The organism is Phaeobacter sp. B1627 (assembly GCF_006265095.1).
In the GTDB taxonomy this organism is placed as follows: Bacteria; Pseudomonadota; Alphaproteobacteria; order Rhodobacterales; family Rhodobacteraceae; genus Epibacterium.
Window position 1 is genome coordinate 166,367 of record NZ_VCNK01000021.1, and the last position, 17,216, is coordinate 183,582.

16 protein-coding genes are annotated in these 17,216 nt (G+C 60.7%); 12 read left to right on the forward strand and 4 right to left on the reverse strand.

The genetic code is table 11. The features are described from left to right. Positions 1-9 precede the first annotated feature (9 nt). The 7 genes from FGE21_RS12540 to FGE21_RS12570 all read left to right on the forward strand — a co-directional run bounded on the left by FGE21_RS12540 (position 10) and on the right by FGE21_RS12570 (position 5,623). Positions 10-1,107, forward strand: a complete 1,098-nt coding sequence (locus FGE21_RS12540; protein WP_139663636.1) for an ABC transporter ATP-binding protein — start codon at positions 10-12, stop codon at positions 1,105-1,107. Beyond that, the gene (locus FGE21_RS12545) at positions 1,104-1,967 is read left to right on the forward strand and encodes a carbohydrate ABC transporter permease (protein ID WP_139663637.1); all 864 of its coding nucleotides are present in this window, start codon (positions 1,104-1,106) and stop codon (positions 1,965-1,967) included. The genes FGE21_RS12540 and FGE21_RS12545 overlap by 4 nt, the downstream gene beginning before the upstream one ends. A 12-nt stretch (positions 1,968-1,979) precedes the next feature. Beyond that, positions 1,980-2,777: a carbohydrate ABC transporter permease gene (locus FGE21_RS12550; RefSeq protein ID WP_139663638.1), complete on the forward strand. Its 798-nt coding sequence runs from the start codon at positions 1,980-1,982 to the stop codon at positions 2,775-2,777. 18 nt (positions 2,778-2,795) lie between these two features. Beyond that, positions 2,796-3,074 (forward strand): DUF2160 domain-containing protein, encoded by a 279-nt coding sequence (locus FGE21_RS12555; protein WP_139663639.1) that lies wholly within the window; start codon positions 2,796-2,798, stop codon positions 3,072-3,074. 235 nt (positions 3,075-3,309) lie between these two features. Further along, a complete protein-coding gene (locus tag FGE21_RS12560) occupies positions 3,310-3,705 on the forward strand; it encodes a BlaI/MecI/CopY family transcriptional regulator (RefSeq protein ID WP_139663640.1) in 396 nt (131 codons plus the stop codon). Beyond that, positions 3,695-4,834, forward strand: coding sequence for a M56 family metallopeptidase (locus FGE21_RS12565; protein WP_139663641.1), 1,140 nt, complete (start codon positions 3,695-3,697; stop codon positions 4,832-4,834). Before FGE21_RS12560 ends, FGE21_RS12565 begins: the two co-directional genes overlap by 11 nt. Positions 4,835-4,942: 108 nt before the next feature. Beyond that, positions 4,943-5,623: a GntR family transcriptional regulator gene (locus FGE21_RS12570; protein WP_139663642.1), complete on the forward strand. Its 681-nt coding sequence runs from the start codon at positions 4,943-4,945 to the stop codon at positions 5,621-5,623. Positions 5,624-5,647: 24 nt separating this feature from the next. Here FGE21_RS12570 and FGE21_RS12575 read toward each other — a convergent pair whose 3' ends face one another. Next, entirely contained in the window at positions 5,648-6,574 is a 927-nt protein-coding gene (locus FGE21_RS12575; protein ID WP_139663643.1) for a carbohydrate kinase, read from the reverse strand. A gap of 357 nt (positions 6,575-6,931) precedes the next feature. Between FGE21_RS12575 and FGE21_RS12580 the strand changes: the two genes are divergently transcribed. The 3 genes from FGE21_RS12580 to FGE21_RS12595 all read left to right on the forward strand — a co-directional run bounded on the left by FGE21_RS12580 (position 6,932) and on the right by FGE21_RS12595 (position 12,765). After that, positions 6,932-8,344 carry a cytochrome ubiquinol oxidase subunit I gene (locus FGE21_RS12580; RefSeq protein ID WP_139663644.1) on the forward strand — a complete coding sequence of 471 codons (1,413 nt, stop codon included), beginning with the start codon at positions 6,932-6,934 and terminating at the stop codon, positions 8,342-8,344. A gap of 11 nt (positions 8,345-8,355) precedes the next feature. Next, positions 8,356-9,360, forward strand: coding sequence for a cytochrome d ubiquinol oxidase subunit II (cydB, locus tag FGE21_RS12585; RefSeq protein ID WP_139663645.1), 1,005 nt, complete (start codon positions 8,356-8,358; stop codon positions 9,358-9,360). Between the two features lie 339 nt (positions 9,361-9,699). Next, positions 9,700-12,765 carry a Hint domain-containing protein gene (locus FGE21_RS12595; RefSeq protein ID WP_139663647.1) on the forward strand — a complete coding sequence of 1,022 codons (3,066 nt, stop codon included), beginning with the start codon at positions 9,700-9,702 and terminating at the stop codon, positions 12,763-12,765. Between the two features lie 120 nt (positions 12,766-12,885). Here FGE21_RS12595 and FGE21_RS12600 read toward each other — a convergent pair whose 3' ends face one another. Next, on the reverse strand, positions 12,886-13,776 hold the full coding sequence (locus FGE21_RS12600; protein ID WP_139663648.1) for an MBL fold metallo-hydrolase: 891 nt from the start codon (positions 13,774-13,776) through the stop codon (positions 12,886-12,888). A gap of 66 nt (positions 13,777-13,842) precedes the next feature. After that, a complete protein-coding gene (locus FGE21_RS12605; protein WP_139663649.1) occupies positions 13,843-14,484 on the reverse strand; it encodes a DsbA family protein in 642 nt (213 codons plus the stop codon). Positions 14,485-14,579: 95 nt separating this feature from the next. On the opposite strand from FGE21_RS12605, the gene FGE21_RS12610 reads away from it, so the two are divergent. Beyond that, positions 14,580-15,494, forward strand: a complete 915-nt coding sequence (locus FGE21_RS12610) for a LysR family transcriptional regulator (protein ID WP_139663650.1) — start codon at positions 14,580-14,582, stop codon at positions 15,492-15,494. 44 nt (positions 15,495-15,538) lie between these two features. Here FGE21_RS12610 and FGE21_RS12615 read toward each other — a convergent pair whose 3' ends face one another. Then, positions 15,539-15,937: a helix-turn-helix domain-containing protein gene (locus tag FGE21_RS12615; RefSeq protein ID WP_139663651.1), complete on the reverse strand. Its 399-nt coding sequence runs from the start codon at positions 15,935-15,937 to the stop codon at positions 15,539-15,541. 90 nt (positions 15,938-16,027) lie between these two features. Between FGE21_RS12615 and FGE21_RS12620 the strand changes: the two genes are divergently transcribed. Continuing rightward, a complete protein-coding gene (locus FGE21_RS12620; RefSeq protein WP_139663652.1) occupies positions 16,028-16,873 on the forward strand; it encodes an SDR family oxidoreductase in 846 nt (281 codons plus the stop codon). Positions 16,874-17,216: the final 343 nt, after the last annotated feature.

A 17,216-nucleotide genomic window follows, 5' to 3' on the forward strand; every position in this document is an offset into this window, starting at 1 on the left:
GGCGAAAGAATGGCCAAGATTACCCTGTCCAAGCTGCGGCACAGCTACATGCCAAACCCGAAATCCGACAGCGACTATGCGCTGAAAGAAATCGACCTCGACTGGAATGACGGCGGTGCCTATGCGCTGCTGGGTCCGTCGGGCTGTGGGAAATCCACCCTGCTGAACATCATTTCGGGCCTGTTGGTCCCGTCCGAAGGTCAGATCCTTTTTGATGGCCAGGATGTCACCGAGCTGCCACCGGACCAGCGCAACATCGCACAGGTGTTCCAGTTTCCGGTGATCTACGACACCATGACCGTCTACGACAACCTCGCCTTCCCGCTGCGCAACCGAGGCCGCGACGAGGAAACCGTGAAGCGGCGCGTGATGGCGATCGCCGAAATGCTCGAGGTCACCGATATGCTGACCACGCGCGCGTCGAACCTCAGCCCGGACAACAAGCAGAAGATCTCCATGGGGCGCGGCCTCGTGCGCGAGGACGTGAATGTGGTGATGTTCGATGAGCCTCTCACCGTGATCGACCCCCACCTGAAGTGGAAGCTGCGCTCGAAGCTGAAAGAGCTGCATCAACGCGTGAAGGCGACGATGATCTATGTCACCCACGACCAGACAGAGGCGCTGACATTTGCCGATCAGGTCGTGGTCATGCAGCTGGGCGAGGTCGTGCAAATCGGCACGCCGGTCGAATTGTTCGAGCGCCCGGCGCATACGTTTGTCGGACATTTCATCGGCTCACCCGGCATGAACATCCTGCCCTGCACCCTGACCGGGGGCGTTGCCGAAATCGAAGGTCAGCCTGTCGCGCTGGAGGGTCCGGTCAGCGGCACCGCCGCGGGCAAGACCGAGGTCGGCATTCGGCCCGAGTTTGTCACTCTGACCACAGACACCCCCGACAGCGGTCTGCCCGCAACCATCACCAAAGTCTCGGATGTGGGGCGCCATACAGTGGTCGAATGCAACTGTCTCGGTCACAAGGTCAATGCCGTGATCGACGGCGGAGTCCCCGGCGGGAAAGGCACGCCTGTTCACCTTGAATTCCAAAGAGATCAAACCCGCCTCTACGTGGATGGTTGGCTCGCCACGCAACCGGAGCACCTGACATGAAAACCGAAAACCAAAAAGCATGGTTCTTTGTGCTGCCCGTGCTGCTGCTGGTGGCTTTCAACGCCCTCATTCCGATGATGACCGTGGTCAACTACTCCGTGCAGGAGACATTTGGCGACAACGTTTTCTTCTGGCAGGGCCTGGACTGGTTCCAGCAAATTCTGCGCTCGGACCGCTTTCATGCGGCATTGGGGCGGCAGTTCATGTTCACTTTTCTGATCCTGATCATCGAAGTCCCGCTGGGCATAGCCATCGCCCTGTCGATGCCCCGGCAGGGGTTTTGGGTTCCGGTCTGCCTGGTGCTGATGGCCCTGCCGATGCTGATCCCGTGGAACGTGGTCGGCGCGATGTGGAACATCTTCACCCTGCCGGACATCGGCCTGTTGGGCTACTTTCTGAACCACACGCTCGGCATCGACTACGACATGACGCAGGACCCGGTCGCGGCATGGGTGACGATTGTCACCATGGACGTCTGGCACTGGACCTCGCTGGTGGTGCTGCTGAGCTATGCGGGCCTGGTGTCGATCCCCGACGCCTACTATCAGGCGGCCAAGATCGACGGAGCCTCCAGCTGGTCGGTGTTTCGCTACATCCAGCTGCCGAAGATGAAAACCGTCCTGACCATCGCGATCCTGCTGCGCTTCATGGACAGTTTCAACATCTACACAGAGCCCTTCGTGCTGACCGGCGGGGGGCCTGGCAACTCCACCACGCTTCTGTCCATCGACCTCGTCAAGATCGCACTGGGTCAGTTTGATCTCGGACCCGCCGCGGCAATGTCGCTCATCTACTTCGCAATCACGCTTCTGGTCAGCTGGCTGTTCTACACGCTGATGACCAAAGACGATCAGAATTAAGGGAGGGATCAGATGCAGAAACGTTCCATCGTCCCCATCGTCTATATCCTCTTTCTCCTGCTGCCGATCTATTGGCTGGTGGCAATGAGTTTCAAGACCACGAACGAGATCCTGTCCGGCTTCTCGCTGTTTCCGCAGAGCTTCACGACAGAGAACTACCGGGTGATTTTCACCGATCCGAGCTGGTATTGGGGCTATATCAACTCGATCCTCTACGTGTCGATCAATACGGTGATCTCGGTCGCCGTTGCCCTGCCCGCCGCCTATGCGTTTTCGCGCTACCGGTTTCTCGGAGACAAGCAGCTGTTTTTCTGGTTGCTGACAAACCGGATGGCGCCTGCCGCAGTCTTTGCGCTGCCGTTCTTCCAGCTCTATTCTGCCGTCGGCCTGTTTGATACCCACCTTGCCGTGGCCCTGGCGCATTGCCTGTTCAACATCCCGCTGGCGGTCTGGATTCTCGAAGGTTTCATGGGCAGCGTGCCAAAGGAACTCGATGAGACGGCCTATGTCGATGGCTATTCCTTTCCGCGCTTCTTCGCGTCGATCTTCATCCCGTCAATCAAGGCAGGTGTGGGGGTCGCGGCCTTCTTCTGCTTCATGTTCTCCTGGGTGGAGCTGCTGCTGGCCAAGACACTGACCGCCGTCGCGGCAAAACCCATCGCCGCGACGATGACCAAAACGGCGTCCTCGGCGGGCTATGAGCTTGGTCTGCTTGCCGCCGCAGGGACGCTGACCATCATTCCCGGCGCCATCGTGATCTATTTTGTCCGCAACTACATCGCGAAGGGTTTCGCGATGGGCCGCGTATAGAAAGAAAGGAGACAAGACATGTTGAGCTGGATGGCCTGGACCTGGCCCACTGCCCTGTTGTTCATCGGGATCTTTTCCGCCATTGGCGTGCTGATCCTGCTCGAAGTGCGCAGCCCTGGCGGAGACGCCCGCAAAGGGGTGCTGGGCCTCACCACCACCCGGGGCGACCGGCTGTTTATCAGTTTGCTTGGCTCGGCCTATATTTTTCTCGCATGGCTGGGGTTCATGGGCATGCCGCTGTGGACTCCGCTCGGCCTCGCCCTTGTCTGGGCCAGCTTCTGCTTCTGGAAGGTCTGACAGCCGCTCCCCCTTCTGCGGGCCATACTGCGGGCCATAGGGCCGAAACTGGTCTCATGGCCCGCAGGCAGTCCCCCCTCAGGCGGATATCCCGGCATGACCATCTGCGCCCTGAGGGCTCTGCCAAGAAAGTAGTTTTCGCACCATTGAAAATCCCGTAGCATCGCCGAAGATCACGTGAAGATCACCGCGACTTCTCCCCCGGTCGCGGCACTAGACAGCAAAGCCTGGACATATGCGCAAGAAACAGAACCACTCACTACTCACCGAGGTCGAACTGGAGTTCATGACCGTCGTCTGGGAAATGGGCCAGGGGTCTGTCCGTGATATCCTTGCCGAGCTGAACAAGGTACAAGAGCGCGCCTATACGTCGGTTGCCACGGTGCTCAAGATTATGGAGCAGAAGGGTTTTTTGACCAGCGAACGGGTTGACCGGTCGTTTGTCTATCACCCTGCAATACCAAAGTCCGACTATCAAAAAACGTCGCTCAAGAACCTGTCGAGCAAACTCTTCAACGGCGCGCCTGCGGCTCTTGTGGCCCGGCTGGTCGATGACGAGGACATCACCGATGACATGCTCGAGGAAATGCGGGCCTTGCTCAACGAAAGGCTGGGGGACAATGAAAGCTGATGCACTTCTAAATGCATATATCGATCTGAACCTGTTGGTTCTTGCCGGGGCACTTCTGTGGATGCTGGCGCGTTTGGGGTTGCGCAGGACCTCGCTGGCGACCGCCTATGGCCCGCAGCTGAAACTGCTGAATGGCATGACCGTTCTTCTGGCCTTTTCGCCGGTGCTTGTGGTCGTTTTGAACCTCAGCGGCATGGGAAACCCTCCGACGCTTTCGGATATGCTGGTCTCGCAGTATCTGCAGGGCAATGTGAACATGTCCGCAAGCCGCTTCGAGGCGATGATTGGGCTGCGTGAGGATCTGGTGCGCGATCTCAGCGCAGGCCATGCCATCTGGAGCCGCACGGTCACCATCCTGCTGATCACCGGCGCCGCGATGTCTGCGGTCCTGCTGGGGCATGCCATTATGCGGCTCCGCCGTGCGTTATCCTCCTGCTATTTCTGGAAGCGCATCGGCCGCGTCGATCTGTTGCTCAGTGATACCACCGCCGTGGCCTATTCGACACGCGGTCTGTGGCGGCTCTATGTGGTGCTGCCGACCTCGCTGCTTGATGACCCGCGCGATCTGCGCCTGACCCTGGCGCATGAACTGCAGCATTTCCGCCAGAAGGACGTGGAAACCGCCTTTCTGCTGGAGTGCCTGCGGCCCCTTCTGTTCTGGAACCCGGCCTACTACCTGTGGCGCCGTGACATGCGCGCGATGCGGGAATTTGCCTGTGATCAGGCTTTGGGCGCCCGGTCCCAATTTGATCTTCGGGCCTATTGCGAATGCCTGATCCGGGCGTCGGAACGGGCACGTCGCATCCCTGTTTTTCTCAGCCCGCGCAGCCCCTCTGTCGCGCTGCTGGAACGCCGTGAGATCCACAATGCTCCGATCCTGGCCCGCCGCATCATTGCGGTCACCGAAAAGGCGCCTGAGGGCCGTCAGGCCTCTCTCTGGGCTGCCATTGCCGCCACCATCGGCGGCGCCGTGGTCATGACCGCCTTCCTGATCCAGCGCCCCGGAGACTGGAGTCATGACCGCATCATGCTTGCGACCATTGTCAATCTGGAGCGTATGGCCCATCGCAATACCGCTCAGCCGACCGTGTCGGTCCTCAATAGCGGGTTTGTCACCTCTTTGCGCTGAACCGAGACTGACTGCACAACGGTCTCCGGGAATTCCTGCCCCGCCCTCGCCAAACGCTTTGATCCCGTGCGGCTTCCCCGTTATGACCCCGGCGAGGAGAGCCAAGTCATGAACCTGCAGCCCATGGAAATTCCCAAAAACGCCTCGGCCGCATCAGTTGTGTTCGATGCTCTGCGCAAAGCCATTGTCGAAGGCGAGCTGGCAGAGGGTGTCCCCCTGCGGCAGGATGAAATCGCCCGCCTGTTCAACACCAGTCGCATCCCCGTTCGAGAAGCGATCTCCCGTCTCGAAGAGAAAGGTCTGGTGACATCGCAACGGTTCAAGGGGGCTGTGGTGGCCAGTCTGGATCTTGATGAGCTGCGGGAGATTTTCGATTACCGCTCTCTGATCGAACCCGAAGTGATCCGCCGTGCCGTGCCCGAGATGACCAATGAGATACTGCAGGACGCCAGGGATATCCTCCAGGCCCAGACCCTCACCCGCGATCCTGTCGCATGGGGGGATCTGAACCGGGCCTTTCACGAACGCCTCTATCAGGCGTCCGGCCTGCCCTACCACCAGGCCGCGATCGACAAGGCCATGGACCGTGTCGACCGATATTTGCGTGCCACCCTTGTGCGGTCCGGCAATGTCGAAAAGTCAAATGCAGAACATCTGGCCATATGGCAGGCCTGCGCCGACGGAAATGCCGATCTGGCAGCCCAGTTGACACGGGACCATATCACCCTGTCGTGCAACGCGCTGATAGAGAACATGGCACACCACCGCAGCCAGGGCGGCAAACGCTGATCCGGGCCCAGCGCTGCGGTCGCGCTACAGTTCGCGGGCCCAGGGCGGGTTGGCTCCGGCGCGCGCCACAGTGATCGCTGCGACCTTGGCACCATAGGCCAGAGCCTTTTCCAGCGGCGCGGCCTGCAGCGTTTTCAAGGCGGATTTGCTCAACAACCCCAACTCGTCCAACCGCGCAAGAACACCTGCGTTGAAGGTATCGCCCGCGCCCACGGTGTCCACGACCGTCGCGGTCTCTGCGGGGACCGTGACCTGTGCGCCGTCCGGCAATATGCCCGTCGCCCCTTCGGCCCCGCGCGTCACCAGCACCACGGAGGGGCCATGCGACTGCAACGCTGCAGCCTTGCCTTCGAAGCCATCGCCATCCGGAATGATCCAATCCAGATCCTCGTCCGAGACCTTCACGATATCGGCCTGTGCCAGCATCGCCATCAGCCTGGCGCGATAGCGCGCCTCATCCGGGGCAAAACCGGGACGGATGTTCGGATCCATCATCACTGCCCTGTCACCATCCGCCCGCGCCAGCAGAGCGGCATAGGTATCAGCGCAGGGCTCGCAGGCCAGACTGATACCGCCGAAGAACAAGGCCGACACCTCATCCCCCAAGGTCGGAAGCGCCTCCGCCTCCAGCATCCGGCCGGCCGTGTTCTCATCATAGAAGGCGTATTTGGCGTGGCCGTTCTCAAGTTTGACAAAGGCCAGCGTTGTCGGACGACCAGATCGCAGGAGGTAGCCTTGCCCGACGTTGCTGTCTGCGAGCGCGGCCTGCAGCTGAACACCAAACAGATCGGTCGAGACACCACTCAGCAGCGAGACATCCCGACCAAGCCGGCCGAGCGCGATGGCTGTGTTGAAGACAGCCCCCCCCGAATGCGGCACGAAAGCCTCGTGACCTCCCTTCGTCTCAGTGGGAATCATGTCAATCAGCGCTTCGCCGCAACATAGGATCATAGCGTTGTCCTGCCCTTATTCTGTCATGAGGCCCATATCCCGAGCCAAGCTGGCAAAACCTAGTTTATCGCTTCGCCGCTGCGGGCGCTAACATTTTTCAACTTCTCTGACAAATCATTCCTGCACAGAGGCCCGCAGACTGTAGCCGGGGGCCAATCAGCCCGATCGGCCCCGGTCAGCGCGTCGGCCCTTATCAGCGCGCCGACACTCCTGACGCGACGACACCGCGCGTCTGGCGACGCTTTGGCACAGGCGACAGCTTGTCGCGCGGCACGGGCGCGCAATATGCAATCGATGCATTGCTTTTGGCACCACTTGGGATAGCTCTTGAGCGAAGACAACCCCAGGAGACGCCAGATGCTGGATGGAACCACGGCTGAAACACTCGCCCGCATTCAATTTGCCTTTACAGTGTCATTCCACATTATCTTTCCGGCGTTTTCGATCGGGTTGGCAAGCTTTCTCGCTGTTCTGAACGCGCTCTGGCTCCGTTCCCGAGACCACACCTACCTGGCGCTCTTCAACTACTGGAAAAAGATCTTTGCCGTCGCCTTTGGCATGGGCGTCGTCTCGGGAATTGTGATGTCCTACCAGTTCGGCACCAACTGGTCGGTGTTTTCCGACAAGGCAGGACCGGTGATCGGGCCGCTGATGGCCTATGAGGTGCTTTCTGCCTTTTTCCTGGAGGCCGGTTTCCTCGGCATCATGCTGTTCGGGCGCGAGCGTGTCGGCGAACGTCTGCATATGTTTGCCACCGCCATGGTGGCCTTTGGCACCCTGATGTCCGCGACCTGGATTCTCAGCGTCAACAGCTGGATGCAGACACCGGCCGGATATTCCATTGCCGCCAACGGCCAGTTCGTGCCGGAAGACTGGTGGCAAATCGTCTTCAACCCCTCGTTCCCCTATCGATTGGTGCATATGGTGCTGGCCGCCTATCTCACCACCGCGTTTGTCGTCGGTGCCGTGGGCGCACTGCACCTGTTGCGCAACCAGTCGGACAAAGAGGCACGGCGCATGTTTTCCATGGCAATGTGGATGGCGCTGATCGTGACCCCGATCCAGATCGTTGCCGGAGATTCGCACGGGCTGAACACGCTGGAACATCAGCCTGCAAAAGTCATGGCGATGGAAGGACACTACGACAGCCACCCCGACGGCGCCCCATTGATCCTGTTTGGTATCCCAAACCCAGATGAAAAACGCATCGATTATGCCATCGAGGTGCCCAAGCTTTCTTCCCTGATCCTGAAGCACGACCTGAATGCCCCCCTCGCCGGGCTCGACACCATTCCCGATGACGAAGAGCCGCCGGTCGCCATCGTCTTCTTCAGCTTTCGCATAATGATAGGCATCGGGTTCGCCATGCTGGCCGTCGGAGCATGGAGCGGTCTGGCGCGGATCCGGGGGCGCTTGTTTGACAGCCCATGGCTGCACCGGACCTGTCTGATCATGGGGCCTGCAGGATTTGTGGCGGTATTGGCCGGTTGGATCACCACCGAAGTCGGGCGTCAGCCCTACACGGTCTATGGTCTCCTGCGCACGTCCGACAGTCTGGCCCCGGTCGAAGCTCCCGCCGTCGCGACCTCCCTGATTGCCTTTGTGGTGGTCTATTTCTTCGTGTTCGGCGCAGGAACCGCCTATATTCTGGCGATGATGAACAAGCGCCCGTCCACACCGCGACTTGGGCTGCGCGATGCGCCGGTCCGGGCTGCCGGAGTGGTCCCGCGCAAGAAATTCACCGCCTCCGAAACGTCAACACCGAACTGAGGACCGCAGCCATGGAATTCGATCTTGCATTCATCTGGGCCGGCCTCATCGCCTTTGCGGTCCTGACCTATGTCATCCTGGACGGGTTCGATCTCGGGCTCGGGATCCTCTTTCCGCTGGCCAAAACGCATGGCGAACGCGACCTGATGATGAACTCGGTCGCCCCGGTCTGGGATGGCAATGAGACGTGGCTCGTACTCGGCGGAGGTGGGCTGTTTGCCGTATTTCCGCTGGCTTATGCGGTGATCATGCCCGCTCTTTATATGCCGATCATGCTGATGCTGCTGGCGCTGGTCTTTCGCGGGGTTTCCTTCGAATATCGCTGGCGGACGCAAAAACACAAATGGGTCTGGGATTTTACCTTCTTTGCAGGATCGCTGGTCGCAGCCCTCTGTCAGGGCATCGCCCTCGGAGCGCTGGTTCAGGGGATCAAAGTCGACGGGCGCGCCTATGCGGGAGGGTGGTTTGACTGGCTCACTCCGTTCTCGATCCTGACAGGGCTGGCCGTGGTGATCGGCTACGCTCTTCTCGGGGCCTGTTGGCTGATCATGAAGACAGAAGGCGACATTCACGACCATATGCGGCGGCTGGCCAGACCGCTCGCGATCGCGACACTTGCCCTCATCGCACTGGTCAGCCTGTGGACGCCGTTTCTTGATCCGATCTACTTTTCGCGCTGGTTCAACCTGCCCGGAAGCCTCTGGACGTTTTGCGTACCTGCAGTGATGGCCGGGCTCGTCTGGGCCCTCTTCTCCGGACTGAGCGGCGGGTCCGACCGTCGGCCTTTCTTTGCGTCACTTGGTATTTTTGTCGCCAGTTTTGCGGGCCTCGGCATCAGCTTCTACCCGATGATGGTGCCGCCCAGCCTCAGCATCTGGGATGTTGCCGCACCGGACAAAAGCCTCAGCTTCGCCCTGGTCGGAGCCCTCGGTCTGATACCGCTCATCCTTGCCTATACCGCCTATGCCTATTGGGTGTTCCGCGGCAAAATGGACCCGGCCGAGGGCTACCACTGATGCGCCGCTTGCTGTGGTTCATCGGCATATGGTGTGCCAGCGTAGCCCTGCTTGGCCTTGTTGCGATGTCGTTGCGCTGGGTGTTGATGCCCTGAGCGCCCATAATGCCCCCCCAGCGGGCAGCCGAAAATCTCTTCGGTGGCAGAAATCATCGGTCGGATACCGTGAACCGCGCGCAAATTTCAGCGGTTCTCCTGGCTCATCCGCTTTGCCCCATGTCCGACCGACAACTTAACGGAAAATTTCCCGGGCTATCCTATGCTTGCGAACAAAATCTCCTTTTACCCCTGAGACGCGGTGACACGGCTCGGATGGTTTTTTTCGCGGAAGTGCACTCGAATGTCCGATACAGAAAATCAATCCCTCCCTCTGCGAGAGCCCGGAGCGACACAGGCCCCGAGCTGGAGGGAAATCGGCTTTGATGACCCCTGGGACCCGAACTCCATTCCCGAAGAAGAGGAAGAAGAGGAGGACGAAGAGGACGAAGACGAAGGCCTCATCTCAAACATCCTGAACGGTCTGGCGAACGGCATTGCCAACGGGAACGGCAATGCCAATGGGCTCTTCAAGCTGCTCATCGGTGGAAACTCGGACGATGACCTCATCGGCTCTGCAAAGGCGGACGTCCTGGTCGGCGGCGGCGGCGACGATTACGTCTCTGGCGGCGACGGCGACGATACGCTGATCGGTGATTCAGCCGGCACGGACGGAAGCGATGCCACCCCCCTTGTACTCAATAGCGACAATCTGGTCAGCCAGAGCTATTGCGGCGGGGATGCCGACGACGGGGATACCGCCGTTTACCGCGATGTTGCCTTTCTGGAGGATGGCACCTCAGTGTGGGGGCGGCTCGTGTTGGTCGGCACCTCAGACCCGCAGATGACCGTTGATCTGTCCGGCGGGCGCGGTCACGAAATTCTCCTCAATGGTCACGGTTACGGCGATACGGCCGAGTTTCGTCTGGAATTCTTTGATCCTCAAACCGGCGATCCCATTGCGATCAACTCTACTGCAACGTTCAACGATCTCGATCAAAGTTACCACCACGACAACGCAGAATCAGTCTCCCTCGAGAGCGACCAGTACAGCGCCTTCGGCACCTCCAGTGATACCTCGCTGAACGTTACCAATGACGGCTCGACTGTGCGCGCGACCGGGACCGAGCTAAACCACGACACCGACGAGGACGCATGGTTTTCCGCGCAGTTCGAAGGGCGGACCTCGATCGAGTTCACACTGGAGGCGCGGAATACCCACTCCGGCTTCACCCTCTCGGGCGACCTGATCGAAGATGCCGTATATGTCCCGATCACAGGCGGCGCCGACACGCTGATCGGGGGCCAGGGTTCGGACGTGATCCTTGGACAGGGCGGCAATGACCTCCTTGATGGCGGCGAAGGGGACGACACCATTGAGGGCGGTGAGGGCGACGATGTCATCGATGGCGGGACCGGAAATGACGTTCTGACCGGCGGCACGGGCGGCGACACGATCTCCGGCGGCGACGGCAATGACCTGATCGACGGCGGTGACGGCGACGACAGCCTCAGTACAGGGCTCGGCAATGACACTCTCTTGGGCGGCGCGGGCAATGACACTCTGCACAATTCCGCAGGCGACGACAGCCTGGTCGGCGGCACCGGCAACGACAGCATTGTCGCCACCGAAGGCAATGACACGCTTGAAGGCGGGGAAGGCAACGACACCCTGTACGCCGGCGTCGACAACGACAGTCTCGACGGAGGCAGCGGTGACGACAGCATGTTCGGCGAAGCAGGCCATGACTATATGTCGGGCGGTGCCGGGGCCGACGCCATGGAGGGCGGGTCGGGGAATGACACCCTCCTCGGCGGCGACGACGACGATACCATTTCCGGCGGCGATGGCGACGACCTGATCTACGGGGGCGCCGGCAATGATGTCCTGACCACGGGCATCGGGAACGACACCCTATATGGCGGAGAGGGCAACGATACTCTGCACAACTCCAGCGGCGACGACAGTTTGGTCGGCGGCAGTGGAAACGACAGTATTACAGCGACCGACGGCTATGACACGCTCGAAGGTGGCGATGGCGATGACACCATGCGAGGCGGCAACGACGGCGATCTGCTGGTGGGGGGCACCGGCGACGACCTGATGTTTGGCGAAGCCGACGCCGATACGTTCCGCATGGAAGACAACTTTGGCAATGACACCATTGTCGGCGGCGAGGCCGGGGACGATCACGACATCGTGGATCTGTCCGCGATGACCGGCCCGGTCACTGTGACCTACACCGGCAACGAAAGCGGCTTCATCACCGATGGCACCGACACGATCCATTTTTCCGAGATCGAGGAAATGGTCCTCACCGACGAGGATGACGTCATCGACGCGCGGGCGGACGCAGCCGGGGTCGATATCGATGCTGGCGCCGGCAACGATACGCTGGCGGGGGGCGCCGGTGACGATCGCTTTACCGGCGGCGACGGCGACGACGAATTCGTTCTGACAGAGGCCGGTGGCAGCGACCGGATCATGGACTTCGACCTGAGTGACGACGATTCCAACGGCTATTTCAACGATCAGCTCGACGTCTCCGAGCTGACCGGCGGATCCGGCCCCGATGGCATGGTCCGGACCCTTGACGTGACCACCAGCGACGATGGTTTTGGCAATGCGGTGTTGACCTTCCCCGGGGGCGAGCAGCTGGTGCTGGACGGGGTTGACCCAAGCCAGATGACAACCCATGCGCAGCTCTTTTCCGCAGGCATTCCCTGTTTCACCCCCGGCGCAATGATCCACACCGGGGCGGGGGAGCGTCCTGTGGAACGGATCCGGGTGGGCGACCTGATCCAGACCGCCGACAACGGGCTGCAACCTGTCGTGTGGATCGGCAGGCGGCTGCTGTCCTCGGCCAATCTGGCACAATACCCGCAGCTGCGCCCGGTGATCCTGCGGCCAGGCGGAGTGATCGGCAACACCCGCCCCCTGCGGGTCTCTCCGCAGCATCGCTTCATCGCACCACCGGGGCAAAGCAGGCACCCTGTGCCGGATCGCGATCCCTTCATACGGGCGCGCCTCTTGACGGAGATGGACCCGCAGCACGTTCAGATCGACACCAGCCTCGCGCCTGCCTGCTACATACATATTCTGACCGAAAACCATCAGGTTGTCTTCGCCGAGGGCTGCGCGACAGAGACCTTTTGGCCCGGGCCCGATGCCCTGCGGGGCCTCAGCACCGACGACAGACAAGAGCTTTTCCGCCTGTTCCCGGAGTTGCAGAACGCTGTTGATTTCTATGGTGCCGCCGGGCGGAAACTGGTGTCGGGATCCTACGGAACCCTCGCCCGCCCCGACCTGCGACGACGGGATCTGCAGTCATCTCTGCGCCGCGAGCGCCCGGTTGCCCACCTGCACTGATGGCTGGCCACCGGGAGGCACCCTCTCGTCGGGAAAAAGCGAACGGCCCAAATTAAATGGGCCATCCGCGTCGCCAACATTTGCCAGCTGTGCGGGTCGCCACCTAGGAGTGGCCGCCGGTCAGCCCCATTTCATCTCCCCGGTCAGCACCTTGGCACCGATGTTCAACGCGACATTCATGCCGAGATCGGGGTAGCGGGCATTCATCGCCGCAATCAGCTCTTCAGAGCCATTGGCCTTGCCCAGCTCCTCGTCAATCGCCAGAAGATAGCCCTTGGTGAATTCCACCGCTTCGATCCCCATGGGCGCATCAACGGTCAGGTGGCCGGGAACCACGACCTCTGGATTGCGGGCGAGGATGGCGTCAAGATTGGCGACCCAGGCGTCGCGCTCCGCTTTGGTCGGAGTGTCTGCAGTCCAGACATGGGTGCCGGAAAAGACCATAACGCCGCCAAACACGGCTTGCAGATCTTCGACCCAAAGATAACGGCGGTTGGCCAACCCCGCAGCGGGGACGATCGCGATGACATGTCCGTCCACCGTCAGTGTCTCGCTGTCGTCCGCCGTGGGCAGGATCACATCGTCCACCGATGCGGGACCGTTTTCGCCCAGCTGCGGCCCCCAGGTCTCGACTTTTTTCGCGACATTGGCGTTGATTGCCGCAACTGTCTCGCTGGCTGCGATGACACGGGCCTCGGGGAATGCCTCGACGATCGGGCGCAGGCTGAAATAGAAATCAGGGTCGCTTTGGCTGATGTAGATCGTGGTCAGCGTCTTGCCCGATGCCTTGATCTCCTCGGCCAATGCACGGCCATCAGGCAGGGTGAACCCGCCATCGATCAGCACGGCCTCGGTTTGGCCCTGGATCAGGACGGGCGCACGGAAGAAACCATTCTCCCCGGCAGGGAAATGTGTCCAGGTCAGGCCGTTCGCGTCTGCAATGGACATGCCGGGGACCATCAGGGCGCTGGCCCCGGCGGCGGTAAGTTTCAGGATATCTCTGCGGTTCATTGTGTTGTCCTTTCGGTGTTCGGGGTCGGTGTTCGGGGGCGGTGTAGGGGGTCGATGTAGGGGATGTCAGGCCAGCTCAAGGCTGGCCAATACTGCGTCCGGCCCGGAATAGAGCGTGCTTGCGTCCAGACCGCGGCGCGCGCCGTTGACCTCCGCAATCAGCGCGGGAACGCCTTGCATATCGAAGGCGGCCATCAGACTGCGGGCCTCTGCTGTTCGTGTACGAACCAGATCCAAGAGCGCGGCACCGGGTTCAGGAATACGCGCTGCTGCATCACGCAGGCCGAGGTCGGCCAGCACATTTGCGACAACCTCGGGTGAGGTCACATCCTTGCCATCGACATAGCGCGCCGCCTGAATGGCCGCGAGCGCCTCGATCACGCGATCCGGAGCGGTCTCCGCCACCGCCGTGATGGCGAGCGTCGCCACGGTCGAATCCAGGGTCGCATCTGCCGCCCCCAGCACCTCGCGGCGGTAGGTCTCTGTGAACGGCTGGCCACTCAGCGCGGCGATGCGCTGATCATGTGCCCACGCCTGTGCCGCGAAGCTTTTCATCGAACGCGCTCCATGACCGGCAAACAGCCCAGTGGCCCAGGGATGCACATCGATGTCGGGGTGTCGCGCAAGCGCGGCAATGCCTGACGAGGCCCCGTAGCACCAGCCACAGAGAGGGTCGAATAGGTAGTGTAGTGTCGCTGTCGGTTTCATCTTCTGTCTCCTTGACACAAATCTAGGCGCTTCCATTGCTCTTTATAAGACAAACAATTTTGACAGACTGTATGCATTTCCTTTACAGTGATGAGATGTCGAAATCACATAACCTGAACAGGCTGGCCTATTTCACAGCCGTGGTTGAAACGGGGTCTTTCACCAATGCGGCTGAACGCCTTGGTGTGACCAAAGCCGTCGTCAGCAGCCAGGTGACGCAGTTGGAGCAGGAGCTCAAAGCAACGCTTTTGGTACGCAACACGCGAAAAGTCAGCCCCACGGAGGCCGGAGCGCTGTTTTATGCCCGTTGCGCATCGATCCTGAGTGAGGCGGAAGAAGCATTCCGGGAAATGTCTCAGCTCTCGGAGCACCCGGTCGGAACCTTGCGCATGACGGCGCCGAATGACTACGGCGCGGCAATCGTCGCCCCTGTGGTCGCGGCGTTTAGACGGCAATATCCGGATTGCCGGGTGGAGCTGTATCTGGGCGATACCCATAGCGATCTTATGGCGGGTGATCTCGACCTGGCCATTCGTGTCGGGTGGCTGCGCGACTCGACGCTGTTGGCGCGCAAAATTGGCGGGTTCCGGCAGCTTCTCGTCGGCAGCGGCACAAATTCCGCGCCGTTCGACCATATCCGACATCCACATGATCTGTCTGCGGAGCCCTTCATTGCGAACAAGGCCCTGTCTGATCCGCTGAACTGGCCGTTTGAAAATCAGGCAGGCCAAATCGTTTCCGTGAAACTGCACAGCGATTTATCTGTTGATAGTGCCCCCGCCATCATGGCTGCGGTGCGAGAGGGCGCAGGTCTGGCGATTTTGCCCGACTACCTCGTGCGCGATCATCTGGCCTCAGGTGCGCTGACCCAGGTGCTGCCTGACTGGCACCTTCCGAATGGGGGCATCCATGTGGTTCTGCCCGCGTCAAAGTTTCGCGCCGCAAAAGTGTCTGCCTTTATCGACATGCTCCGTGAGGCAGAAAAAACGCGGGTCAGCGCCGGTGGCTGACGCCGTGGCGCCTCCCGCGTTGGCCCCTGCGTATTCCCAAATAGTTACTTCGCCTTGCCCCGGTCGCTCCAGACCTTGGCGATGCGCGGCATGCTCACCTCAATCCAATCCGCGAGGCCGGCGACTTTCTCTGCGGCCTCCTGGCCCAGCTCTGTGAGACTGTATTCGACATGTGGAGGCACCACGTCGAACGCAACGCGATGGACGAACCCGTCTTCTTCCAGGTTCTGCAGGGTCTGTGCCAGCATCCGCTCACTGACGCCGCCCACGCGACGGCGCAGGGCGCTATAGCGCATGGTCTCAAGCCGGAGCGCCATAAGAACCAGTACCCCCCACTTGCTGGTCACATGTTTCAGAACCTCCCGCGAGGGACAGGCCTGTGCCATCAGATCCCCTCGACGCAGATGGTCGGACAGAGACTGTGCGGTCAGGGGATCAGACATTTTCAAAACTAACCTTTTTGTGCGTACTAACTTTTAGTTAGTAAATCACCTAGGTGTCATCACACAACATCAATCTTAGGGAAACACGCCATGACTATCGCAATCACCGGTGCCACTGGACAGCTCGGTCGCCTCGTCATCCATGATCTCATCCCCTTGGTGGGCGCGGAGAAGATTATCGCGCTGGCACGATCGCCCGAAAAAGCCGCCGATCTGGGGGTCGCGGTTCGCGCCGCCGATTATGACGCGCCCGAAACCCTTGATGCAGCGCTTGCGGGGATCGCGACGCTCCTGCTGATTTCAGGCAGTGAGATCGGCAAGCGGACCCCTCAGCACGCGGCGGTGATCAAGGCTGCTCAGGCCAATGGCGTGAAACATATCGTCTACACAAGCCTGCTGCACGCGGACACATCGACACTCGGGCTGGCGGGCGAACACCGCGAAACCGAGGCGTTGCTCAAGCAGTGCGGCATCCCCTACACAATTTTGCGCAATGGGTGGTACACCGAAAATTACACCGGGTCCCTGCCCGGCGCGGTGCAGGCCGGCGCCGTTCTGGGCGCGGCCGGGAACGGGCGTATTTCCTCGGCGACCCGCGCCGACTATGCTGCGGCCGCGGCGGCGGTTCTGACTGGCTCCGGTTTTGAGAACACGACGATTGAGCTTGCCGGAGACGTGGCGTTCACGCTTGCGGACCTTGCCGCAGAAGCCAGCCGCCAGACGGGGAAAACCATTCCCTACAGCAATCTCCCGTCCGGTGAATTTGCCAAGGTTCTCACCTCGATTGGTCTGCCTGATGCGCTGGCGACCATGCTTGCAGAGGCCGATGTTGAGGTCAGCAAGGGTGTTTTGTTTCACGAGGGAACCGAATTGTCCGATCTCATCGGCCGCCCCACTACGCCTCTAAGAGACAGCGTCGCAGCAGCCTTGAAATAGGCCGCGCCTGCAGGTTTTCGGGACTGTCCCGAGAACCTGCCGCGGCTGCCGCGCACATCCCCTGCCGATGCCCCTTTCGGGCGCTCGGCGGGGAATATCTCGTGTGCCAGCCGCATGGTTTCATCCAAGTCTGCAGAGGTCTTTGGGGCACTGCAGGCCTCTGCTTTGTGAGCACGGAACCACGTCGCAATTGATTGCAATGTCTCGCCGTGCCTTACGCCATGGCACCATACCGCAAGCCACAGGCAAATGCCGCTCTTGCGCGGTGCTTTTGGCGAGGGGGAAGGGCGCAAGGATCTTGCCCGGTTTGTACGTGAGAAGGCTCTGATGATGTAACCGCCCC